Consider the following 22,118-nt stretch of genomic DNA (forward strand, 5'->3'; position numbering starts at 1 on the left):
CGGATTTCGCATCGGCTTTCGCCAATTTTCAGTGTTGCAGAACGGGCCGCGAGGTCAAAGCTGCCGATCTCCCCCTGGAGGGGGAGATCGCCGGCAGGCCAGAGGGGGGTGTGACAGAACGCTGCCTTCGTGACTCTGTTATCGGTACCGCTTGATGCCGTCGGCGCCTCCCGCCTCAGCCAAATCCGACTTCCCGTGGTGGCTTGCCGTGGCCGTGGCGATCGCCTTGGTCGCCGCCATCTTCATCGCTGCCAGCGACCTCTATGCCCAGGTCTTCGCAACCGTCGCCAAGGGCATCGGCGTCACCATCTTCGTCACGGTGGTCGCCTTCGCGCTGGCTTGCGCGATCGGCCTCGGCGTCGCGCTGATGGGCCTGTCGGGCTCACGCTGGCTCAGCCAGATCGGCCGCTTCTACGTCGAGATCATCCGCGGCGTGCCGATGCTGGTGCTGTTGTTCTGGATCGCCTTTGCCGGGGCGCCGGCCTTCGTCGCGGCATGGAACGCGCTGACGGCGCCGCTGCAAAGCGCCGGCCTCTTCGGTGAGCTGCTGGTACGCGACGTGTCGTTGCTTTGGCGCGCCGTCATGGCGCTGACCATCGGCTATTCCGCCTTCATCTCGGAGGTGTTCCGCGCCGGTATCCAGGCGGTCGAGAAGGGGCAGATCGAGGCGGCCAAGGCGCTCGGGCTGACGCGCACCCAGCGCTTCCGGCTGGTGATCTTTCCGCAGGCGATCCGCACCATCCTGCCGCCGCTCGGCAATGATTTCGTCGCCATGGTCAAGGATTCCTCGCTGGTCTCGGTGCTCGGCGTCGCCGACATCACCCAGATGGGCAAGATCTACGCCGCCGGCTCGTTCCGCTTCTTCGAAACCTATTCGATCGTCGCCTATATCTATCTCATCCTGACCGTCGGCCTGTCGTTGGCCTTGCGGGCGCTGGAGAAGCGGCTCCGCAACCAGCATGGGGAATAGAAGGCAGGCGAAAACGGCGCTACCATCGAGCGGACGCGACCGGGGAGGACCCATGATCATCGACAAAGCCAATGCGGCGCTGGAAGCGGTCTATACGGCCGACACGCCTGAGGCGCTCGCCAAGGCCTATGCGCAATGGGCCGCGACCTATGACGGCGAAACCGCGGCGCTCGGCTATCTCCTGCCGTTCCTGATCACCGCCTGGGTGGCGCGGCATGTGCCGGCGGGCGAAGGGCCGCTGCTCGACGCCGGTTGCGGCACCGGCCTGTCGGGGCCGTCCCTGAAGGCACTCGGCTACCACGATATTGCCGGGCTCGACCTGTCGCAGGACATGCTGAAAATCGCCGGCAGCCGGCAGGCCTACAGCGAGCTGAAACAGGCGATGCTCGGCGGGCCATTGCCTTGGGCGGACGGGTACTTCCGCGCCTTTTTCTCGACCGGCGTGTTCACCATCAGCCACGCACCGGCGTCGGGCCTGCATGAACTGGTACGCATCACCAGGACGGGCGGCCACGCCATCTTCACGGTCCGCGACCAGGTTTTTGAAAGCGGCGGGTTTCAAGCCGTGTTTGGCGAACTGGAGCAGGCGAAAAAATGGCGGCCGGTCGAGGAGAGCCCGTGGTTCCGCTGCTACGCAATCGCCGAGCCCGACGCGCTGGTGAAGACCTTCGTGTTCGAGGTGCTATGAAGCGCCTGCGAAGGCAGACGCGATTGCTGAAAAGCCAAAACATTGATATGAGCAGCGCCATGGAAGAGCTTTTTGGCGATCCGGCCTATAAAGGTTTCGTGCTGCAGGACAGGAAACGCCTGCCGTCGCGATTTTCCGCGCGCGTCTGCGGGGCGCTGACCAGCCGACTTCGCTAGGGCAGACTCGCCAGGCTGTTTCGCCGGTCCGACCGGCGTCGTTTTCCCTTTTTAAATCGACGGATTTACGCAAATGAGCGCACCGCGCACCCTCTACGACAAGATTTTCGACGACCATGTTGTCGACCGCCAGGACGACGGCACCTGCCTGCTCTATATCGACCGCCATCTGGTCCACGAAGTCACCAGCCCGCAGGCTTTCGAAGGCCTGCGCATAACCGGCCGCAAGGTTCGGCATCCGGAAAAGACGCTGGCCGTGGTCGACCACAATGTGTCGACTTCGCCGGAGCGAAAGTTCGGCATCAAGAACGAGGAAAGCCGCATCCAGGTCGAAGCGCTGGCCAAAAACGCCAAGGATTTCGGCGTCGAATATTATTCCGAGAAGGATATCCGCCAGGGCATCGTCCACATCATCGGGCCGGAGCAAGGCTTTACGCTGCCCGGCATGACCATCGTCTGCGGCGACAGCCACACCTCGACGCATGGCGCGTTCGGGGCGCTGGCGCATGGCATCGGCACCTCTGAAGTCGAGCATGTGCTGGCGACGCAGACGCTGATCCAGCGCAAGGCCAAGAACATGCTGGTGCGCGTCGACGGCGCACTGCCGGAAGGCGTCACCGCCAAGGACATCATCCTCGCCATTATCGGCGAGATCGGCACGGCCGGCGGCACCGGCTATGTCATCGAATATGCCGGCGAGGCAATCCGTGCGCTGTCGATGGAAGGCCGCATGACGATCTGCAACATGTCGATCGAAGCCGGCGCGCGCGCCGGCCTGATCGCGCCCGACGAAACCACCTTCGCCTATGTCAAGGACAAGCCGCGCGCCCCCAAGGGCGAAGCCTGGGACGCCGCGCTCGCCTACTGGAAGACGCTGCAGTCCGACGAAGGCGCGCATTTCGACAAGGTGGTCGTGCTCGACGCGGCAAAGCTGCCGCCGATCGTCTCCTGGGGCTCCTCGCCCGAGGACGTGGTCTCGGTGCAAGGCATCGTGCCGAACCCGGACGACATCACTGATGAGAACAAGCGCACCTCCAAGCAGCGCGCACTCGACTATATGGGCCTGAAGCCGGGCACCAAGATCACCGATATCGAACTCGATCGCGTCTTCATCGGCTCCTGCACCAATGGGCGCATCGAGGATCTGCGCGCCGCCGCCAAGGTGATCGAGGGCAAGAAGGTCAATCCGCGGGTCAGTGCGATGATCGTGCCGGGCTCCGGCCTGGTCAAGGAACAGGCAGAGGCCGAAGGCCTCGACAAGATCTTTGTCGCCGCCGGCTTTGACTGGCGTGAGCCGGGCTGCTCGATGTGCCTTGCCATGAACGACGACCGGCTGAAGCCGCATGAGCGCTGCGCCTCGACCTCGAATCGCAATTTCGAGGGGCGCCAAGGCTTCAAGGGCCGGACGCATCTGGTGTCGCCGGCAATGGCCGCGGCGGCGGCGATCGCCGGCCATTTCGTCGACATCCGCGAGTGGAAATAGGGCAGGCGCGCGCAGTCGGATATGAGGAGCCCGAGCCGCAATGCGGTTCGGGCATTCTTCAGTCGGGCCGCCTGACGAATTCGTGGAATCCCTCACGGCGGCCGGGTTGGTCCTTTGCGACGACCAGCGCCAATTGGCGCTCGTCGAAGAGTTTGAACCATTCGTCCCATTCGACCAGTTCGTAGCCGCCGGCATTGACCGGGCGTTCGGCCTCATCCTGGTCCTGGTAGGCATGCTGGCCGAAGACCAGCCTCAGCATGGGCTGCGTTCCGGCTTCGGGCGACACGTCGACGATCGCCGGAAAGCCGGCGCGTGCCGCGGCCCATGAGCGAATTGCATCGTGATCGGTCAGCATGATCGTGTCGGCCATCGGAGCGTCTCCTGGTTGCCGTCGTGAAACGCCGCTCGCCGTTCGCGGTTCCGCCCAGCGGCTTTGTCGACGTACCTGTCGTATATTCGCTTTCGCTTAACCGCTTGTTTGGGCTTCCGCTCTAAAGTCCTCCAAGGGGAAGCGAGGGGAAATTACAGCGCTTGGACACCGGCCTGCTCATAGCGCTGCTCAATCCAGGCATCGCCCTCACACTCGGCGCGGCATTTCTCGTGCTGTGGTTCTATCAGCGCCACCGTCCCTATCTGGCTGTGCTGGCGGCGGGCTACTCGGCCTCGGCCGCAGGCTTCCTGCTCCAGTATTTCACGCTGCCGGTCGGCATGGCACCGACCAAGCTCATCTCGATCCTGTGCTTCACCTTCGCCACCTGCTGTCTCGCCGGCGCGGTCATTGCGCGCTATGGGCGGCGCGTGCCTTACCCGGCGGTCGGCATTCTGGCCTGCGGCGGCCTGGCCGCGTTCTCGTGGTTTCTTTTTGCCCGGCCGGATCTCACCTGGCGCATCCTTGCCATCAATTTCAGCTTCGGCGGCATCAGCCTGGTTGTCGCCGCCGAGTTGCGCGTGGTGCGCAACAACGGCCCGACAGAAATGATCCTGTTCGTGCTGTCGCTGCTTTCCGGCCTGAACTTCCTGGCGCGGACGCTTGCCGTCGTCATCGCGCATGGGCCGTTCACCAGCTATGAAGGGCTTTACTCCTCGTCCTACTGGACGACGGCTCTGCTGTCGCATGCATTGCTGTCGCTGCTTATTGCGCTTTGCCTGTTCGGCGCCGCCGCGCTCGATGTGATGAAGGCCCTGAAGACCGAAACCCTGACAGACCCGCTGTCGGGCCTGCTCAACCGCCGCGGCTTCGAGGAGCGCGCCATGCTTGTCCTGCAGCACTGTGCCACGGCGCAATTGCCGGTTGCGCTGGTGCTTGCCGATCTCGATCATTTCAAGGCGCTCAACGATCAGCATGGCCACGCGGCCGGCGATCGCGTCATCGCCGACTTCGCTGCCAAGCTTCTGTCGGCTGCAGGTACGCGCGGCGTTGCCGGCCGTATCGGCGGCGAAGAGTTCGCCGTGCTGTTGCCGCTCAGCGACCTTGGCGCGGCAAGACTGTTTGCCGAAGCCATTCGCACGGTCTATTCGGCGGGCAGAATCGACGGACTTCCGCCCGACACAAGAGTGACCGCGAGCTTCGGCGTGGCCGCCCGCACCAGCGACGAAGGGCTGGACCCGCTGATGCGCCGCGCCGACGAAGCGCTCTACAAAGCCAAAAGGAGTGGCCGCGACAGCGTATACCTGTCCTATCAGCGGCCTGAAACGGTCGTCCTTCCCAATCGGACCAGTGCTGGCTGAGCGTCAGCGGCGGCTTCGAATTAACGTCTTTTTCGCGCGTTGGTGATTTGCTGTTCGGGGGGGTGCCAAAACGCCATGGGCAGCGCTAATTTCATCCTGATGATCAACTTGTTCGTTGCCGGGCTGCTGGCGGCGGCCTTCATGACGATCGCGGTCTATGACGCCGGCCGGGTGTCGGCACGCTGGCTGGCGTTCGGCTATGTGCTCGGCACGGCTTATTTCGGGATCGAGTTCAGCATTCCTGCCTTCGACAATGCGCGCCCCGTGGTTGTCGCCGCCTTTGCCGCCTTCCTTGGCGCTACCGTCGCCTTCAATGGCGGGCTTGCCCATAAATACCGCGTTTCGCCGCCTTGGCCGCCGATGCTGTTCTTCCTGGTCTTCGCCACCCTCGCGGTCTACTTCGTGCAGGACCTGCCACGCCAATCCTTTGTGCGAATGGCGGCCTACCAGCTTCCCTATGCGGCCATGCAGTTCACCGGGCTGGCGATCGTCTTGTCGTCCAGGCAAAGACGCGAGCGGCTCGACTATATGCTGATGGCTGTCCTGGCGGCCAGCACCTTGCAGTTCGCCAGCAAACCCTTCATCGCCCATGCGCTTGGTGGCTGGGGCGCCAACCCGCAATCTTATGCGCAGACCAGCTATGCGTTGGTGTCGCAGTCGGTCGGCACCGTGTTCGGCCTGGCGCTTGCGCTGGTGACATTGGCTATCCTGGTCCGCGACGTGCTCGCCGAGGCGACGTCGAAATCGGAAACCGACACGCTTTCGCGGCTGCTCAACCGTGGCGGCTTCGAGCGCCATGCCGAGATCGCACTGCGTGACGCCATGCGGCGCGCCGTTCCGGCGGCACTGGTCATTGCCGATCTCGACCATTTCAAGCGCATCAACGATACTTACGGCCACGCGTCGGGCGATCGGGTCATCGAGACCTTTGCCGGTTTTCTCCGCGATGCCGCGGCCGACCATCATGTCGCCGGCCGCATCGGCGGCGAGGAATTCGCTATTTTCCTGCCGGGGACCAATCTAGCCGCCGCCCGGCTCTTTGCCGAGGGCACGCGTAGCGCCTTCGGTGCCACGCCGATCGACTGCCTGCCCGCGGATCACCGCTGCAGCGCCAGCTTCGGCGTTGCCGAGCTTGGTCCGGGCGAAAGCTTTTCCGACCTGCTGCGGCGCGCCGACAAAGCGCTCTATCAGGCGAAGGGCAGCGGTCGCGATTGCGTGCGTGTCTCGGTGGGGCCGGCTGTTGCCCTGCCGGCGCCGTCAACCAAGGGCGGCGTGGCCGTCAGCGGCAGGGGCTGAGCTCCGGCATTTCGCCGTCGGAGAGGCCGTACATATAGCTGCGGCCCTTGACGAAAACCGGCGGCCTATAGCAGTCGCCGCCGCGGACATCGTCCGATTCGTTTTCGTAGATCACGTCGGGCTGGCCGGCGCTGGTGTAGTCGGACAATTCCTTGGCCAGCTTGCCCTCGCCAACGAGGATACGCTTGTAGCCGGCGGCGCTGTCGATGACGAGATTGCCGAAGGAATCGGCATAGACGCGGTCATGATGGCGCGTCCCGGCGAATGCCGGTGCGACGACGCCGACGGCGAGCGCCGCCAATAGGAACCAGGGAAGGCGCGATCCTGCTGAATTCGAATGCATGGCGTGCTGCTCCATTGCTAAGAGGCAAGCCTCCTCGAATCAGAAATTAACCTTTTATTAACCTTTGTTAAGAGGGCAACCGCAGCAGGGGCGAGGTCTCGGAAAATATGGTTAATACTCGATCGCCCACCGGCCATCATTCGGCCACGCCTTGTTCCCACCATCCCCAGCATCGGGCGCGACTCAAAAAGCATGAAATCCGGTGGCTTGCCGGAGCATCGCGGCGGGCTCGATACGCGGTGGGGAAAGCAGCAAATGAGATTACGCCGCACGTTTCGGATGGCGCTGGCCATTCCGCCGCTGCTGGCTGCAGCCGCCTGCGCGCCGCAGACCAGCGCGCCCAAGCTCAGCAACACGGCCGCCGCTTCCGTGTCGCTTGCTCCCGCCGCTAGCGAACCGACGGCACCGCAGCCGCGCACAGCTACTTACAACTGCGCCGACGGTAGCGTGATGACCATCGAGAATCTCGGCACGTCGGTGCGCGTCCTCGGCCAGAACGGCGCCAGCGCCGAGCTGCCGGCGTCACCGGCCAATCAGACCAGCCGTTACGGCGAGGCGCATGACGCAATCGTGATCGATGGGCGTGAGGCGCTGGTGATGAAGGGCGGTGCATCACCGCTGGCCTGCAAGCGCTGATCCGCCCCTTGCGCCAGCCATATTTTGCAGTGCGGCGACATTGTGCCGGCGCAAGGCGACAGCCCTAATCGATTGAAGCTGAAAGCCTCGCTTTCATCAGACTAAATTACGTTTTCGAAACGGTTTTCCGGCTTTGACGCGGTGCAAAAAGAGCATTAGAAACCGGCTGTCCGAAGTCGCAACCGGAAGCGGTAATGCCGCATTCCCACCTGAGGCTCCAGAGACGCCGAACTGGGGGAGCCATGAGCAAATCACCAGCCACCCGCGAATTTGCCAGACGTGAACGGCCGCTTTCGCCGCATCTGACCGTCTATCGGCCGCCGATCACCATGACGATGTCGATCGTCCACCGCATCACCGGCGGGGCGCTCTATTTCGGCACGCTGCTGGTCGCGCTGTGGCTGATGGCGGCGGCGAGCTCGGAGGCGACCTTCAATGCCGTCAACTGGGCCTTCGGCTCGTGGCTGGGACGGCTGGTGCTGTTCGGCTACAGCTGGGCGCTGATGCACCACATGCTGGGCGGTGTGCGCCATCTTATCTGGGACACTGGGGCAGGGCTGGAAAAGCATACCGCATCGAGGATCGCCTGGGCGACGCTTGCCGGCTCGGTCACGCTGACGCTGCTGATCTGGATCGCCGGCTACATGGCGCGGGGAGCCTGACATGAACGGCAAGAACACCGACATGCGCACGCCGCTGGCCAAGGTCCGCGGCCTCGGTTCCGCCCGCGAGGGCACCGGCCATTTCTGGCGCCAGCGGCTGACGGCGATCTCCAACATCCCGCTGGTCCTGTTCTTCGTCGGCTTCCTGATCGCACTCAACGGCGCCAGCTATCTCGAGGTGCGCGCCGCACTTGCCAATCCGTTCGTTGCACTGGTGCTGGCGCTGGTGCTGTTGTCGGTGCTCTACCACATGCGGCTCGGCATGCAGGCGATCATCGAAGACTATGTGCATGGCGAAGGCACCAGGCTGGCGCTGCTCGCCCTCAACACATTCTTTCCCGTAGTCGTCGGCGTCGCTTCGGTCTTCGCCCTGCTTAAACTGGCATTTGGAGGCTGATTTTTTGGCCAAGGACGCGAAGAACGCCAACACGGCTTCCGCCTATAGCTATGTCGATCACAAATTCGACGTCGTGGTCGTCGGCGCCGGCGGCGCCGGCCTGCGCGCCGCGCTCGGCATGGCCGAACAGGGCCTGCGCACCGCCTGCATCACCAAAGTGTTCCCGACGCGCTCGCATACGGTTGCGGCGCAGGGCGGCATCGCCGCCTCGCTCGCCAATATGGGTCCCGACAACTGGCAGTGGCATCTCTTCGACACCGTCAAAGGCTCAGATTGGCTGGGCGACACCGACGCTCAAGAATACATGGTGCGCGAAGCGCCGGCGGCGGTCTACGAGCTCGAGCACTACGGCGTTCCCTTCAGCCGCACCGAGGACGGGAAAATCTACCAGCGGCCGTTCGGCGGCATGATGATGAATTTCGGCGAGGGGCCGCCGGTGCAGCGCACCTGTGCGGCCGCCGACCGCACCGGCCACGCCATGCTGCACACGCTCTACGGCCAGTCGCTGAAGCACAATGCGCAGTTCTTCATCGAGTATTTCGCGCTCGACTTGATCATGGAGCCGGACGGCACCTGCACCGGTGTCGTCGCCTGGAACCTCGACGATGGCACCATCCACCGTTTTTCGGCCAAAATGGTGGTGCTGGCGACCGGCGGCTATGGCCGCGCCTATTTCTCGGCCACCTCGGCGCATACCTGCACCGGCGATGGCGGCGGCATGGCCGCACGCGCAGGCCTGCCGCTGCAGGATATGGAGTTCGTGCAGTTCCACCCGACCGGCATATACGGCGCCGGCTGCCTGATCACCGAGGGCGCGCGCGGCGAGGGCGGCTATCTCGTCAATTCCGAGGGCGAGCGCTTCATGGAGCGCTACGCGCCGTCAGCCAAGGATCTGGCTTCGCGCGACGTGGTCTCGCGCTGCATGACGCTGGAAATTCGCGAGGGCCGCGGCGTCGGCCCGAAGAAGGATCACATTTTCCTGCATCTCGACCATCTCGACCCGGCCGTTCTGCACGAGAGGCTTCCAGGTATTTCGGAATCGGCAAAGATCTTTGCCGGCGTCGACCTGACCAAGGAGCCGATCCCGGTGCTGCCGACGGTCCACTACAATATGGGCGGCGTGCCGACCAATTACTGGGGCGAGGTGCTGAATCCGACGGCGTCGAATCCGGACCAGGTGTCGCCCGGGCTGATGGCGGTCGGCGAAGCCGGCTGCGCCTCGGTGCACGGTGCTAACCGGCTGGGCTCCAACTCGCTGATCGACCTGGTGGTGTTCGGCCGTGCGGCGGCAATCCGGGCCGGCCAGGTGATCGACCGCACATCGGCGATCCCTTCGCCCAACGAGGCCGCCGTCGAAAAGATCATGGACCGCTTCGACCGGCTGCGTCACGCCAACGGCTCGACGCCGACAGCGGTTTTGCGCGAAAAGATGCAGAAGGCGATGCAGGAGGACGCGGCGGTGTTCCGCACCCAGGAATCGCTGGAAAGCGGCTGCAGGCGCATTTCGCAGATCTGGGGTGAACTCGGCGACGTCAAGGTGTTTGACCGCTCGATGATCTGGAACTCCGACCTGGTCGAGACGCTGGAGCTGGAAAACCTGATGGCCAACGCCATCACCACCGTCTACGGCGCCGAGGCGCGCAAGGAAAGCCGCGGCGCGCACGCGCGGGAGGACTTTTCGGCCCGCGACGACGCCAACTGGCGCAAGCATACGCTGGCTCGGCTCAACGAGGCCGGCGAGGTGGCGCTCACCTACCGGCCGGTGCACACCGAAACGCTGCTTAAGGAAGCAGACGGCGGCATCAACCCGGCCAAGATCGCGCCAAAGGCCAGGGTGTATTGAGGTCATGATGAAACATCTGATCGCCTTGGCATTTCTGGTTGGCGTCGGAGTGCACTCGGCGTCTGCCGAGACGGTCTATATCTATGACAACGCTGACAAAATCTCGAAAATGGTGAATGATATTCCCGTTTGGAAAGATGCCGCCACGGCCCAATCGTCAAGTCGAAATTTTTATTCCAAGAACGTCGGGCACATCAGATGTCTGGCAAGGCCTCCGGCCAGTGGCGCACTAAAGCAAATCGGGAAAGCATTTGAAGTGCGCGTATATGCCCGCTGTACCGGCTTCGTGAACGCCCTCTACGTTCATACGGAGAAGTAGAATGGCGTCGGCGGCAGCAGGATATTCCGGCACGCCTCTTCCGGCCAAGCTCGGCCTGAAGGACGGGATGACCGCGGCCTTCATCGCGCTGCCGGCGGAACTGGACGATCTGGCCGACGCCGTCGGTTTTGCCGGTGTCGACCGGCTGGCCGACTGGTCGGCGATTTCTGGCATTCGCCGGAAATATGATGCCGTTCACGCCTTCACCAGGCAGCGTGTCGAGATCGAGGACCGTCTCGGCGACGTCGAAGCGGCGATCAAGCGGGACGGCATGGTCTGGGTGTCATGGCCGAAGAAGGCATCGAAAGTGCCGACCGACGTCACCGACGACGTTATCCGCACAGAGGCGCTGAAGCTCGACCTCGTCGACGTCAAGGTCGCCGCCGTGAACGAGATCTGGTCCGGGCTGAAGCTCGTCATCCGAAAGGACCTGAGGTAATGGTCGAACTCACGCTTCCGAAAAACTCGAAGATCATGGCCGGAAAAACCTGGCCGAAGCCGGAGGGCGCGACCAATCTGCGCGAATACCGCATCTACCGCTGGTCGCCGGACGATGACGAGAACCCGCGCATGGATACGTATTTCGTCGACATGGACGATTGCGGGCCGATGGTGCTCGACGCGCTGCTCTGGATCAAGAACAAGATCGACCCGACGCTGACGCTGCGCCGCTCCTGCCGCGAAGGCATTTGCGGCTCGTGCGCCATGAACATCGACGGGTCGAACACGCTGGCCTGCACCAAGGGCTGCGACGACATTTCCGGCGCGATCAAGGTCTATCCGCTGCCGCACATGGCTGTGGTCAAGGACCTGGTGCCCGACCTCACCAATTTCTACGCCCAGCACGCCTCGATCGAGCCGTGGCTGAAGACGGTGTCGCCCGAGCCGGCCAAGGAATGGCTGCAGAGCCATGAGGACCGCGAAAAGCTCGACGGGCTCTACGAGTGCATATTGTGCGCCTGCTGCTCGACCTCCTGCCCGAGCTACTGGTGGAACGGCGAGCGCTATCTCGGCCCGGCGACGCTGCTGCAGGCCTATCGCTGGCTGATCGATTCCAGGGACGAGGCGACGGGCGAGCGGCTCGACAATCTCGAAGACCCGTTCCGGCTCTATCGCTGCCACACCATCATGAACTGCGCCCAGACTTGCCCCAAAGGGCTCAACCCGGCCAAGGCGATCGCCGAGATCAAGAAGATGATGGTGGAGCGACGGGTGTAGGCGGCGGGCGAGTTGCAGCCGAGATCGTCTCGTCCGCAGCGATCCTTCGCGCCCCCCTCTGTCCTGCCGGACATCTCCCCCTCAAGGGGGGAGATTAGCAGCTTGGAGGACAGCGCCCTTTCTGCAGCCTTGAAAAGTGGCGAAGCGGTGATGACAGCCAATCTCCCCACTAGAGGGGGAGATGTCCGGCAGGACAGAGGGGGGCGCTGTCCCGCCGAGTTCGAAAGGATAGCAAACTTATGACCGATATCGACCTTCCCATCCTCTCTCCCATCGAAGCCCGCGTGCTCGGCTGCCTTATCGAGAAGAAGGAGCTGACGCCGGACGTCTATCCGCTGACGCTCAATGCGGCACATGCGGCGGCCAACCAGAAGACGGCGCGCGAGCCGGTGATGTCGGTCGAACTTGGCGAGGTCAGAAGAGCGCTTGGCCAGCTCGAGCAGAAGGGCCTAGTCAGGCAGGTGTTCGCGTCGCGCGTCGAGCGCTACGAGCATGTGGTGGCGCAGCGCTTTTCCCTGACCTCGGCGCAGATCGCGCTGCTCGGCCTGTTGCTGCTGCGCGGCCCGCAGACGGCCTATGAATTGCTGGCGCGAAGCGAGCGCATGGCGCGGCTGCCGTCGATCGACGAGCTTCGCGGCAATCTCGATCTGCTGATCGGCCGCCGGCCACCGCTGGTGCAGCAGATCGATCGCGGCCCAGGCCAGCGCGAGGATCGCTATGTCCATCTGCTCAGCGGGTCGCCGCAGCTGTCGGCTGCCGCAGCGCCCCTGCAGTCGTCCTCGCCGGCGTCGGATCTGGAGACGCGCGTGCAGGCCCTCGAGGAACAGGTCGCGGCATTGCGCGCCCGTCTCGACGCACTGTCCGGCGATGGGCGATAAGGATTTTCGAGACGTCGGGGACGGCCCCTCAGGTAACGTGTTCGTTGCCTACTTTCGATTGGCTGGCGCTGCCCCGCCTGCCGGCGACCTCTCCCGTATAGGGACGAGGAGAGGGACGCTCTTCGACGGTTTCGTCAATCATCAACGTTGCAAGAAGAGTGCCGCAGCTGCGGCCAGCTTCTTTCTCCCCGTCACTTACGGGGAGAAATGCCCGGCAGGGCAATGAGGGGCGGCGCCGACTTCAACAATTGATGGACTCCAACACCAGTTGGAATCTATCAGGCATAAAAGCTCCCTCACCCGAGCCTAGCGTCGAGCGATACTTTGATGGCGCCGAGCGCTTTCGAGACCGGGCATTCGGCCTTGGCCTTCTCGGCCAATTCCTTGAACTTGGCGGCATCGATGCCCGGTACCTTGCCGACCAGGGTGATCGCGCTGCCGGTGATGCCGGTGCCGGGAACCAGCGTTACCACGGCCTTGGCGTCGAGTTCGGCGGCCGGAGTGCCGTTCTCGGCGAGAAAATGCGAAAGCTGCATGGCGTAGCAGCCGGCATGGGCGGCGGCGATCAGCTCTTCCGGGTTGGTGCCGGATTTGCCGCTCTCGTCCTCGAAACGCATCTTGGCGGAATAGGGCGTGCCCTTCAGCGTCCCGCTCTGTGTATCGAGCGTGCCTTTGCCTTCCTTGAAACTGCCTTTCCAAACGGCGTTGGCGGTGCGGTCCATCAATTCCTCCTTGATTGTCGTGATTGAGCCCGTGATCGGCATCCAGTCGACTATAGCGCGCGCCGGAGCGAAGGCCACCCACGCTTTCGTATCGGCGGCAGCGTGACACATCATGTCGAGCGAAAAAAAATTCGAAAAAAATACGCGTGCAAAAATGTCGACTTCCATCTGTCCCGGCCGTCCTGCGGGCGGCCATGGACTTGGTGGCCGGATGGAGGACCACATGAACAACCTGTTTTCTGCTCACTGCACAAGCACCGGCTACAGGGCCGGTGAACAACAAGCCGACTGGTCGCGCCTGCAGCCTTCCGGCTTCGGCCGATTGCTTGCGGCGATTGCCATTATCGGGATTGCGGTATCTCTTCTCGACTATGCTGCGGCCGGTCTCGATTCTGCGGCAGGCAAGGGCTCCGCGGAGATTTCCGTAGCCTCGTCTTCGGCTTCAAGCCAGGAATGGAGATAAAAATGAAGTATGTTTGCCTGGTTTATGGTGAAGAAAAAGATCTCTACGCAATGACGCCCGAGAGGCTGGCCAAGCTCGACGCCGATTCGATGGCCCATGACCGGTCATTGGACCAACGCGGGATGCTGATCATCGCGCAGGCGCTGCAATCGGTGAAAACGTCGAAAACCGTTCGCAGGCGCAAGGGCAAGCGGCTGGTCACCGACGGCCCCTTCGCCGAAACCAAGGAGCAGTTGCTCGGTTTCGTCATGATCGAGGCCGAGAGCCTCGACGAGGCGCTGGAGATCGCGGGCGAGATTCCGCTGGCCGAAATCGGCACGATCGAGGTGCGGGCGATCTATAAGGTGCCCGGGTCATAGAGATGTCTCGATAAGTTCCTCCGCGGAGCGGCGGGGACCAACGACTGGCATGGGCTTTCGTTTTCTTCGTCGGACGCAACTTTTGCGTGTTGAAGCGAAGCAATACTTCTCCTATCGTCGCCGAGATCGGGGGATTTCGGGGCATGCATATATTGATTGCAGCAATCGGCCTGCTCGGAGCAGCGGGCTTCTGGTGGTACCGGCTGAAGATCATGAACGACGCGGCGCGTGAGGTTGCCGACGTCGTTGGCCGCGTGCAGGGCAATGTGCGCCGCAAGAAGCTGCGCAAGCAGGCGGCACTCTCGCCGCTGACGGCGATCGACGATCCGGTCGTGGCGGCCGCGACGCTGATCACCGCCATCGTTTCCGAGAACGGTCCTATCCTGCCGCAACGCGAAGCCGCCATTCAATCGGTCATTTCGGAGATTGCCGATAAAAAGCAGACCGATGAGGCGGTGATCTACGCCAAATGGGCGGCTTCGCAAATCGACGACGCCACGGTCGTCATCGACAAGCTGGCGCCGTTCCTGCGCGAACGCCTCGACGCGGCTGAAAGGAACGATCTGCTGCAGATGGTCGGCCGTGTGGCGGAGGCGGGTGGGCAAAGCCTGCAGATTTCCGACCAGCGAATGCTCAGGCTGCGCCAGAAGCTGGGCTTCGAGGTCAACTGACCGAACGGCCAGTGACGCGCACTTGCCAAGCCTAAATCGCCTCGCCCTTCAACAGTTTCGGCGTGTCGCCGGACAGACCCGACGCGTGGCGGATGAAGAACCCCTTCAGCCGCGGCATGCGTTCGACAAGGCCGAGGCCGATGTCGCGCAAAGTGCGCAGCGGGCCGAAATCGTTGGAAAACATCCGGTTCAGCACATCGGTGGTGATGCCCATCTGCACCGTGTCGAAACGCCGCCATTGCTGGTAGCGCTCGAGCACGTCGAGCGCGCCGATGTCCTGGCCGAGCCGGTCGCCCTCGACCACCACTTCGGCCAGCGCCGCCACGTCCTTGAAGCCGAGATTGAGACCCTGGCCGGCGATCGGGTGGATGCCGTGGGCGGCGTCGCCGGCCAAGGCGATGCGCGGCGCGACGAAGGCGCGCGCAATGGTCAGCCCGAGAGGCCAGGCGCGGGGCTTGTCGGCGATATGGATTTCGCCGAGTTTGAGGCCAAAGCGCTGCTCGAGCTCATATTCCAGGACCAGCGTGTCGCCACTGACCAGTTTCTCGGCATCCTGCGACCGTTCGACCCAGACGATCGATGAGCGGTTGGTGCCGTCCTTGCCCGGCTTGAGCGGCAGCGTGGCAAACGGGCCCGCGGGAAGGAAATGCTCTTCGGCGCGGCCGTTGTGCGGCCGCTCGTGCGCCACCGTGCAGACGATGCCGGACTGGCCATACTCCCATTTCACCGTCTTGATGCCGGCCATGTCGCGCAGCTTCGAATTGACGCCGTCGGCGGCAACCAGCAGCCGCGCCTTCAGCGTCGCGCCGTCGGCAAGATGCACCGTTATGCCGGCGCCGTTGATGTCGAAGGCGCTGACGGCGACGCCTTCGATGATGCCGATGCCGAGTTGTTCGGCGCGCCGGCGCAAGGCGCCGTTCAAATCCTTGTTGGCGACCATATGCGCAAAGGGTTCGCCGGGCGCGACCTCGCCGTCGAAGGTGAGGAACACCGGGCGGACCGGATCGGATGTGCGCGAATCGGTGACAATCATTTCGGTGATTGCCTGCGCCTCCGGCGCGATCTCGTTCCAGACGCCGAGCTGGTCGAGCATGCGGCACGCGGCGGCGGCAATCGCCGAGGCGCGGCCGTCCTTCTGCCAGACGCCGGCCGGCGCGGCATCGACGACGGCGACGGCGAGGCTCGGCCGCGCCTGCTTCAGCGACACGGCGGCGGCCAAGCCGATATAACCGGCGCCGGCGACCAGAACGTCGAGCGAATTCTTGCTGTCGACCATGGGCAATTCCTTTCGCAGCCTGACTGTCGCCGGGCATTCCGCCCTTGACTGCCCGCTGTTCCTGTCGGAAACCGCCATGGTAATTTTGCGGCGAGGTCAAGATGACGGCAGCCATGGACGAGCTTCTCGGCATTCTCGACCTCGAGCAGCTGGAACACAACCTATATCGTGGTCGCAGCCCCAAGCTCGATTGGCAGCGCATCTTCGGCGGCCAGACCATCGCCCAGGCGCTGGTCGCCGCGCAGCGAACGATCGAGCCCGAGCGCCACGTGCATTCGCTGCATGGCTATTTCATGCGGCCGGGCGACACCAAGGTGCCTATCATTTACGAGGTCGACCGCATCCGTGACGGCGGCTCCTTCACCACGCGCCGCGTCGTGGCGATCCAGCACGGCCAGGCGATCTTTTCGCTGGAAGCCTCGTTCCAGCAGGATGAGGTCGGCCTGGAACATCAGGTGCCGATGCCGCAGGACGTGCCGGCGCCCGACACGTTGCTGTCGCAGCGCGAATTGCTGGGTAAGTTCGGCGAAGCCGTGCCCGACGGCATCAAGCGCTATTGGGAGCGCGACCGGCCGATCGAGATGAAGCCGGTGATGCTGAAGCATTATACCAGCCGGGAAAAGCTCGAGCCGAAGCAGAACATCTGGATCCGCACCACCGGCCCGGTGCCGGCCGACCGCGCCACGCAGGCGGCCGTGCTCGCTTACCTCTCGGATATGACGCTGCTCGACACCTCGACCTTTGCCCATGGCCGCGCCATTTTCGATCGTGATATCCAGGCAGCCAGCCTCGACCACGCCATGTGGTTCCACCGCAGCCATCCGCTCGACGACTGGATGCTGTACACGCAAGACAGCCCGTCGACGCAAGGATCGCGTGGTTTTACCCGCGGCTCGCTGTTTGCCCGCGACGGCACCTTGATCGCCTCGGTTGCCCAAGAAGGACTCATCCGGCTGAAGCGGCCGCCTGCGGAGTAGGCATTTTTCGAAATTTGCCTATTTTTTAAGCATATGCACTGCCGCGCCTGTGAACAGGCAGCTGCCAGACCTTCTCGATTTCGTTGTTTAACAACAGCTTAACACCCTGCTTCGGCAATTGGCACGGAGCTTGAATCCTAGCGGGCACTCTCCGGCTCTCATGGGGATCGGCGAAGTCGTGCAAACGCGGGGACCCGCAACAGCAAAGGGTGAAACCTTATGAAGATCGTGATGGCAATCATAAAGCCGTTCAAGCTCGACGAGGTGCGCGAGGCGCTCACCGCAGTCGGCATCCAGGGCCTGACCGTCACCGAAGTAAAAGGCTACGGACGTCAGAAGGGGCACACGGAAATCTATCGCGGAGCGGAATACGCGGTCAGCTTCCTGCCGAAGATCAAGATCGAAGTCGCGGTCGCTGTCGACATGGTCGACAAGGCCGTCGAAGCCATCACCGCGGCGGCCAAGACCGGCCAGATCGGCGACGGCAAGATCTTCGTTTTCGGCATCGACCAGGCGGTGCGCATTCGCACCGGCGAAACAGACACCGACGCGCTTTGAGCTGCGGATACGTATTCCAATGGAGAGTTCAATGAATATTCCTTCCACCTTGAAGATAACGGGACGCGCGGCCGTTTTAGGTTCGCTCGCTCTCGCTGCGCTGGGCACGGTTGCTGCGTTCGCGCAGGAAGCGGCACCGGCGGCACCGGCTGCCCCTGCGCCCGCGCTCGACACCGGCAACACAGCCTGGATGCTGACCTCGACGGCGCTGGTGCTGATGATGACCATACCGGGCCTGGCGCTGTTTTATGGCGGCATGGTGCGCAAAAAGAACGTGCTCGCCACCATCATGCAGAGCTTTGCCATCACCTGCCTGGTGACGGTGCTGTGGTTCATGTTCGGCTACTCGCTGGCCTTCTCGGATGGCGGCGGCATGAATGCCTATCTCGGCGGCTTCTCGAAGTTCTTCCACAACGGCATCACCACCTCCTCGCTGTGGCTGCCGGGCGTGGCGAACATTCCTGAGTTCGTCTTCTCGATGTTCCAGATGACCTTCGCCATCATCACGCCGGCGCTGATTGCCGGCGCCTTCGCCGAACGCATGAAGTTCTCGGCGCTGCTCATCTTCATGGGCGCGTGGCTGCTGGTGGTCTACGCCCCGATCGCGCACTGGGTGTGGGGCGGCGGCTTCCTCGGCACAGCCGGCGTTCTCGATTTCGCCGGCGGCACGGTCGTTCACATCAATGCCGGTGTTGCCGGCCTGGTCTGCGCGCTGGTTCTCGGCAAACGTGAAGGCTACGGCACCACCAACATGGCGCCGCACAACCTCGTCTACTCCGTCATCGGCGCTTCGCTGCTGTGGGTCGGCTGGTTCGGCTTCAACGCCGGCTCGGAACTGGCCGCCGACGGCCTTGCCGGTGCCGCGATGCTGAACACCCAGGTTGCCGCTGCTGCTGCGGCGCTCGCCTGGATGTTCGCCGAATGGATCGTCGCCAAGAAGCCGAGCGTTCTCGGCATCATCTCGGGCGCCGTCGCTGGCCTGGTCGCGGTGACGCCGGCTTCCGGCTTCGTCAATCCGACCGGCGCCTTCATCGTCGGCATCGTCGCCGGCGTGCTCTGCTACGTCTCGGCCGTCAAGCTCAAGCACGCGTTCGGCTATGACGACTCGCTCGATGCATTCGGCGTGCACGGCATCGGCGGCATCATCGGTGCATTGCTGACCGGCGTGCTCGCCGATCCGGCGATCAACAGCCTCGGCTCGGGCGCCTCTGTCGGCAAGCAGCTCTACGGTATCGTCTTCACCATCCTGTGGACGGCGATCGCGAGCTTCGTGATCCTCTACATCGTCAAGGCGCTGGTCGGCCTGCGTCCTTCCACCCCGGAAGAGGTCGAAGGCCTCGACATCAGCCAGCACGGCGAAGTGGTGCCGTAAAGGTATTGGCTGGTACCGGCGTTTTGCCGGTGCCGGGAAGATCCCGTCGTGATGCTCCCGAAAGGGCTCACGCCTTGAGGCCCGGAAGATTTCCGGGCCTCTTTTTTGCGCGCGGATGGCCGTGATGGCTCGATCACGGTCGCTTGATCAAGGTGCTCGATCCGCCGGCGGCGTGAAACAGCGGCCGCAGCGGCTCCGAACTGTGGTGGCGGTCGCCCGTTCCGGTGACGCGGAATGCCCATGGTTAATGCGCCCTTAACCTTCCCGCCGCTAGTCTGACAGCCGAATCTGCCGTGTTGCGCGTCCGCGCCCGGCCGGGGCAACGACAGACGAGGAAAAGCATGCGTTCAGGGGCTTCAGCACCGCTTGCGCTGGCCGATACGGAGCACGGCATCCGGTCGTTCGCGAGGCGCCAGGTCGGGCGCCTGGTCGGTGCCGGGCTGTTTGCTCTGGTTGGCTTCGGCGTCGCCGCCCTTGCCACCTGGAACGTCGCCGATCCGAGCTTTTCGCACGCCACCGATAATATCGTCACCAATGCAATGGGTTATGCCGGCGCCGTCTTTTCCGACATTGCCATGCAGTTCTTCGGACTTGCCGCCGTTGCGGCGCTGGTGCCGGCGGTGATCTGGGGATTTCTGCTGTTTACCGCGCGCGGCGTCGACCGGCTGCCGAAACGGGCGCTGGCCTGGTTCGGGTTTTCGCTGCTTGGCGCGGCAATTGCCGGCTGCGTGGTGCCGCCCAAGACCTGGCCGCTGCCGACCGGCCTCGGCGGCGTCTTCGGCGACATGGTGCTCAATATCCCGGGCCTGGTCATCGGCGGCTATCCGACCGGCCTCGTCGCCAGCGTGCTCGCCGTGCTCCTGGCAGCGCCGGCGCTGTGGGTATTCTTGTATGGCTCGGCGCTGATTTCGCGCAAGAACGGCTTTGCGGTCCTCGAACAGCCTGCAGTGCCCGATCCGCAGGACGACCTGCTTTTCGACAATGAAGAGGACGAGGGCGACGAAGGTATATTGGCGCTTGGCGCCATCACCCACTGGTGGCTGTCGCTGCGGGCCTATCTGCGCCGCCGCGCCGCGCGCCGGCGCGAGCGCGACGATTTCGAGCCGGAGATGGAACCGCGCCCCAGCGCCTGGCGGCGGGCGGCCGAACGGGTCGAATCGGCCGAGTTCGCCGAGGCGCGGATGAGCCCGGGCGGGCGCGCCCGCGTCGAGCCGGAATTCTTCGCCGCCATGGTCAACGACCGCAGTGCCTCGATCGACCCTGACGATGCCGACGTCTTCGATAGCGACGACAATGACGACGACATGGATTTCGCGCCCGAGCCGGCCGGCCAGCGCCGCGCGGCGCCGACGGCGAAGGTGCAGAACTTCCGTTCCGACGCGGCGACACGCGTCGAGGCGCCGGCGCCGCGGCCGGCCCCCGGCGCCCGCGTCCAGCGCGAGGCGCAGACTTCGCTGATCGGCTCGGAAAAATTCGAGATGCCGTCGCTGCACTTCCTGTCGGAACCAAAGAACGTGGTGCGCGACGCCAGCCTGTCCAAGGACGCGCTGGAGCAGAACGCCCGCCTGCTCGAGGGCGTGCTGGAGGATTTCGGCGTCAAGGGCGAAATCATCCATGTGCGTCCGGGTCCGGTCGTCACGCTCTACGAGCTGGAACCGGCGCCCGGCATCAAATCGTCGCGGGTCATCGGCCTGTCCGACGACATCGCCCGCTCGATGAGCGCCATCGCCTGCCGTGTCGCCGTGGTGCCCGGCCGCAACGCGATCGGCATCGAATTGCCGAACGCCAGGCGCGAGACGGTCTATTTGCGCGAGATCATGGCCAGCCGCGATTTCGAAACCACCAAGGCCAAGCTGGCGCTGGCGCTGGGCAAGACCATCAATGGCGAGGCGGTGATCGTCGACATCGCCAAAATGCCGCACGTGCTGGTCGCCGGCACCACCGGCTCGGGCAAGTCCGTCGCCATCAACACCATGATCCTGTCGCTGCTCTATCGGCTGACGCCGCAGGACTGCCGGCTGATCATGATCGATCCAAAGATGCTGGAGCTCTCGGTCTATGACGGCATTCCGCATCTTCTGACGCCGGTCGTCACCGATCCGAAGAAGGCGGTGGTGGCGCTGAAATGGACCGTGCGGGAGATGGAGGACCGCTACCGCAAGATGTCCAAGGTCGGCGTCCGCAACATCGACGGCTTCAACGCGCGCGTGCAGCAGGCCGAGAAAAAGGGCGAAAGGATCTCGCGCACCGTGCAGACCGGCTTCGACCGCCAAACCGGCGAGGCGATCTACGAGACGGAGAACCTCGACCTCGAGCCGATGCCCTACATCGTCGTCATCATCGACGAGATGGCCGATTTGATGATGGTCGCCGGCAAGGACATCGAAGGCGCGGTGCAGCGCCTGGCGCAGATGGCGCGCGCCGCCGGCATCCATGTCATCATGGCGACGCAGCGGCCGTCGGTCGACGTCATCACCGGCACCATCAAGGCGAATTTCCCGACCCGCATCTCCTTCCAGGTGACATCGAAGATCGACAGCCGCACCATCCTGGGCGAGCAGGGCGCCGAACAGCTGCTCGGCATGGGCGACATGCTCTACATGGCCGGCGGCGGCCGCATCCAGCGCGTGCACGGTCCCTTCGTCTCCGACGACGAGGTGGAGAAAATTGTCGCGCATCTGAAGCTGCAGGGCGTGCCGGAATATCTCGACGCCATCACCGAGGACGACGACAAGGATGACGATGAGCCGACGGGCAAAGGCAGTGGCGGCGGCGACGGCGGTAATTTCGAGGATTCCGACGATCCCTACGACCAGGCGGTCGCGGTGGTGCTGCGCGACGGCAAGGCCTCGACCAGCTACATCCAGCGCCGGCTCGGCATCGGCTACAACCGCGCCGCCTCGATCATCGAGAAGATGGAGAAGGAAGGCATTGTCGGCCCGGCCAACCATGCCGGAAAACGCGAAATCCTGGTGCCGACGGAGGACGACAAGTTCTAGAGCGCGTCCGCGCCGGCAACTTTGAACCTTTTGGCGCGTTGCAGCGGACGGGCGCCGTGCGGCCCGCCAAACTTAAGCCCAACT

General features: G+C 63.8%; 24 protein-coding genes. 20 read left to right on the forward strand and 4 right to left on the reverse strand.

Going from position 1 to position 22,118, the window contains the following annotated elements; translation table 11 throughout:
• Positions 1-154: 154 nt before the first annotated feature.
• The 3 genes from NKK47_RS20760 to leuC all read left to right on the forward strand — a co-directional run bounded on the left by NKK47_RS20760 (position 155) and on the right by leuC (position 3,317).
• Positions 155-970, forward strand: a complete 816-nt coding sequence (locus tag NKK47_RS20760; RefSeq protein ID WP_352578108.1) for an amino acid ABC transporter permease — start codon at positions 155-157, stop codon at positions 968-970.
• Between the two features lie 52 nt (positions 971-1,022).
• Entirely contained in the window at positions 1,023-1,658 is a 636-nt protein-coding gene (locus NKK47_RS20765) for a class I SAM-dependent DNA methyltransferase (protein ID WP_352578109.1), read from the forward strand.
• 249 nt (positions 1,659-1,907) lie between these two features.
• On the forward strand, positions 1,908-3,317 hold the full coding sequence (gene leuC / locus NKK47_RS20770; protein ID WP_023679774.1) for a 3-isopropylmalate dehydratase large subunit: 1,410 nt from the start codon (positions 1,908-1,910) through the stop codon (positions 3,315-3,317).
• A 58-nt stretch (positions 3,318-3,375) separates the two neighbouring features.
• Here leuC and NKK47_RS20775 read toward each other — a convergent pair whose 3' ends face one another.
• On the reverse strand, positions 3,376-3,687 hold the full coding sequence (locus tag NKK47_RS20775) for a hypothetical protein (protein WP_023679773.1): 312 nt from the start codon (positions 3,685-3,687) through the stop codon (positions 3,376-3,378).
• 161 nt (positions 3,688-3,848) lie between these two features.
• On the opposite strand from NKK47_RS20775, the gene NKK47_RS20780 reads away from it, so the two are divergent.
• Positions 3,849-5,045, forward strand: a complete 1,197-nt coding sequence (locus tag NKK47_RS20780; RefSeq protein WP_352578110.1) for a GGDEF domain-containing protein — start codon at positions 3,849-3,851, stop codon at positions 5,043-5,045.
• Positions 5,046-5,120: 75 nt separating this feature from the next.
• Positions 5,121-6,341, forward strand: a complete 1,221-nt coding sequence (locus NKK47_RS20785; protein ID WP_352578111.1) for a GGDEF domain-containing protein — start codon at positions 5,121-5,123, stop codon at positions 6,339-6,341.
• On the opposite strand, the gene NKK47_RS20790 is transcribed toward NKK47_RS20785, so the two are convergent.
• Complete coding sequence (locus NKK47_RS20790; protein ID WP_352450158.1) at positions 6,325-6,684, reverse strand: hypothetical protein; 360 nt, start codon at positions 6,682-6,684, stop codon at positions 6,325-6,327. The two genes, NKK47_RS20785 and NKK47_RS20790, sit on opposite strands and share 17 nt — an antisense overlap.
• Positions 6,685-6,939: 255 nt before the next feature.
• Between NKK47_RS20790 and NKK47_RS20795 the strand changes: the two genes are divergently transcribed.
• The 8 genes from NKK47_RS20795 (at position 6,940) to NKK47_RS20830 (ending at position 12,637) form a co-directional block, all read left to right on the forward strand.
• Positions 6,940-7,320 (forward strand): hypothetical protein, encoded by a 381-nt coding sequence (locus NKK47_RS20795; RefSeq protein WP_352578112.1) that lies wholly within the window; start codon positions 6,940-6,942, stop codon positions 7,318-7,320.
• Between the two features lie 242 nt (positions 7,321-7,562).
• Positions 7,563-7,982: a succinate dehydrogenase, cytochrome b556 subunit gene (gene sdhC / locus NKK47_RS20800; RefSeq protein WP_292663224.1), complete on the forward strand. Its 420-nt coding sequence runs from the start codon at positions 7,563-7,565 to the stop codon at positions 7,980-7,982.
• A gap of 1 nt (position 7,983) precedes the next feature.
• On the forward strand, positions 7,984-8,379 hold the full coding sequence (gene sdhD, locus NKK47_RS20805; RefSeq protein WP_292663226.1) for a succinate dehydrogenase, hydrophobic membrane anchor protein: 396 nt from the start codon (positions 7,984-7,986) through the stop codon (positions 8,377-8,379).
• Positions 8,380-8,383: 4 nt separating this feature from the next.
• Positions 8,384-10,222 carry a succinate dehydrogenase flavoprotein subunit gene (sdhA, locus tag NKK47_RS20810; RefSeq protein ID WP_023679766.1) on the forward strand — a complete coding sequence of 613 codons (1,839 nt, stop codon included), beginning with the start codon at positions 8,384-8,386 and terminating at the stop codon, positions 10,220-10,222.
• Positions 10,223-10,226: 4 nt separating this feature from the next.
• Entirely contained in the window at positions 10,227-10,541 is a 315-nt protein-coding gene (locus NKK47_RS20815) for a hypothetical protein (RefSeq protein ID WP_352578113.1), read from the forward strand.
• Position 10,542: 1 nt separating this feature from the next.
• Positions 10,543-10,980: a DUF3052 domain-containing protein gene (locus tag NKK47_RS20820; RefSeq protein WP_352578114.1), complete on the forward strand. Its 438-nt coding sequence runs from the start codon at positions 10,543-10,545 to the stop codon at positions 10,978-10,980.
• Entirely contained in the window at positions 10,980-11,759 is a 780-nt protein-coding gene (locus NKK47_RS20825) for a succinate dehydrogenase iron-sulfur subunit (protein ID WP_292663232.1), read from the forward strand. Before NKK47_RS20820 ends, NKK47_RS20825 begins: the two co-directional genes overlap by 1 nt.
• A 239-nt stretch (positions 11,760-11,998) precedes the next feature.
• Positions 11,999-12,637: a YceH family protein gene (locus NKK47_RS20830; RefSeq protein WP_352578115.1), complete on the forward strand. Its 639-nt coding sequence runs from the start codon at positions 11,999-12,001 to the stop codon at positions 12,635-12,637.
• A gap of 296 nt (positions 12,638-12,933) precedes the next feature.
• On the opposite strand, the gene NKK47_RS20835 is transcribed toward NKK47_RS20830, so the two are convergent.
• Entirely contained in the window at positions 12,934-13,359 is a 426-nt protein-coding gene (locus NKK47_RS20835) for an OsmC family protein (protein ID WP_031212702.1), read from the reverse strand.
• 223 nt (positions 13,360-13,582) lie between these two features.
• On the opposite strand from NKK47_RS20835, the gene NKK47_RS20840 reads away from it, so the two are divergent.
• The 3 genes from NKK47_RS20840 to NKK47_RS20850 all read left to right on the forward strand — a co-directional run bounded on the left by NKK47_RS20840 (position 13,583) and on the right by NKK47_RS20850 (position 14,852).
• Positions 13,583-13,822, forward strand: a complete 240-nt coding sequence (locus tag NKK47_RS20840) for a hypothetical protein (protein ID WP_031212700.1) — start codon at positions 13,583-13,585, stop codon at positions 13,820-13,822.
• 2 nt (positions 13,823-13,824) lie between these two features.
• Complete coding sequence (locus NKK47_RS20845; protein WP_352450152.1) at positions 13,825-14,181, forward strand: YciI family protein; 357 nt, start codon at positions 13,825-13,827, stop codon at positions 14,179-14,181.
• A gap of 143 nt (positions 14,182-14,324) precedes the next feature.
• Positions 14,325-14,852, forward strand: coding sequence for a hypothetical protein (locus NKK47_RS20850; RefSeq protein ID WP_352578116.1), 528 nt, complete (start codon positions 14,325-14,327; stop codon positions 14,850-14,852).
• A 31-nt stretch (positions 14,853-14,883) separates the two neighbouring features.
• Here NKK47_RS20850 and NKK47_RS20855 read toward each other — a convergent pair whose 3' ends face one another.
• The gene (locus tag NKK47_RS20855; protein ID WP_352578117.1) at positions 14,884-16,128 is read right to left on the reverse strand and encodes a ubiquinone biosynthesis hydroxylase; all 1,245 of its coding nucleotides are present in this window, start codon (positions 16,126-16,128) and stop codon (positions 14,884-14,886) included.
• Positions 16,129-16,229: 101 nt separating this feature from the next.
• Here NKK47_RS20855 and tesB point away from each other — a divergent pair, with 101 nt between their 5' ends.
• The 4 genes from tesB to NKK47_RS20875 all read left to right on the forward strand — a co-directional run bounded on the left by tesB (position 16,230) and on the right by NKK47_RS20875 (position 22,034).
• On the forward strand, positions 16,230-17,105 hold the full coding sequence (tesB, locus tag NKK47_RS20860; RefSeq protein WP_352578118.1) for an acyl-CoA thioesterase II: 876 nt from the start codon (positions 16,230-16,232) through the stop codon (positions 17,103-17,105).
• Positions 17,106-17,324: 219 nt separating this feature from the next.
• Positions 17,325-17,663, forward strand: coding sequence for a P-II family nitrogen regulator (locus NKK47_RS20865; protein WP_023679755.1), 339 nt, complete (start codon positions 17,325-17,327; stop codon positions 17,661-17,663).
• A 49-nt stretch (positions 17,664-17,712) separates the two neighbouring features.
• Positions 17,713-19,035: an ammonium transporter gene (locus NKK47_RS20870; RefSeq protein ID WP_031212694.1), complete on the forward strand. Its 1,323-nt coding sequence runs from the start codon at positions 17,713-17,715 to the stop codon at positions 19,033-19,035.
• A 341-nt stretch (positions 19,036-19,376) separates the two neighbouring features.
• Positions 19,377-22,034 (forward strand): FtsK/SpoIIIE family DNA translocase, encoded by a 2,658-nt coding sequence (locus NKK47_RS20875; RefSeq protein ID WP_352572240.1) that lies wholly within the window; start codon positions 19,377-19,379, stop codon positions 22,032-22,034.
• Positions 22,035-22,118: the final 84 nt, after the last annotated feature.

The sequence above is a fragment of the Mesorhizobium sp. M0019 genome (assembly GCF_040323975.1).
Taxonomy (GTDB): domain Bacteria; phylum Pseudomonadota; class Alphaproteobacteria; order Rhizobiales; family Rhizobiaceae; genus Mesorhizobium.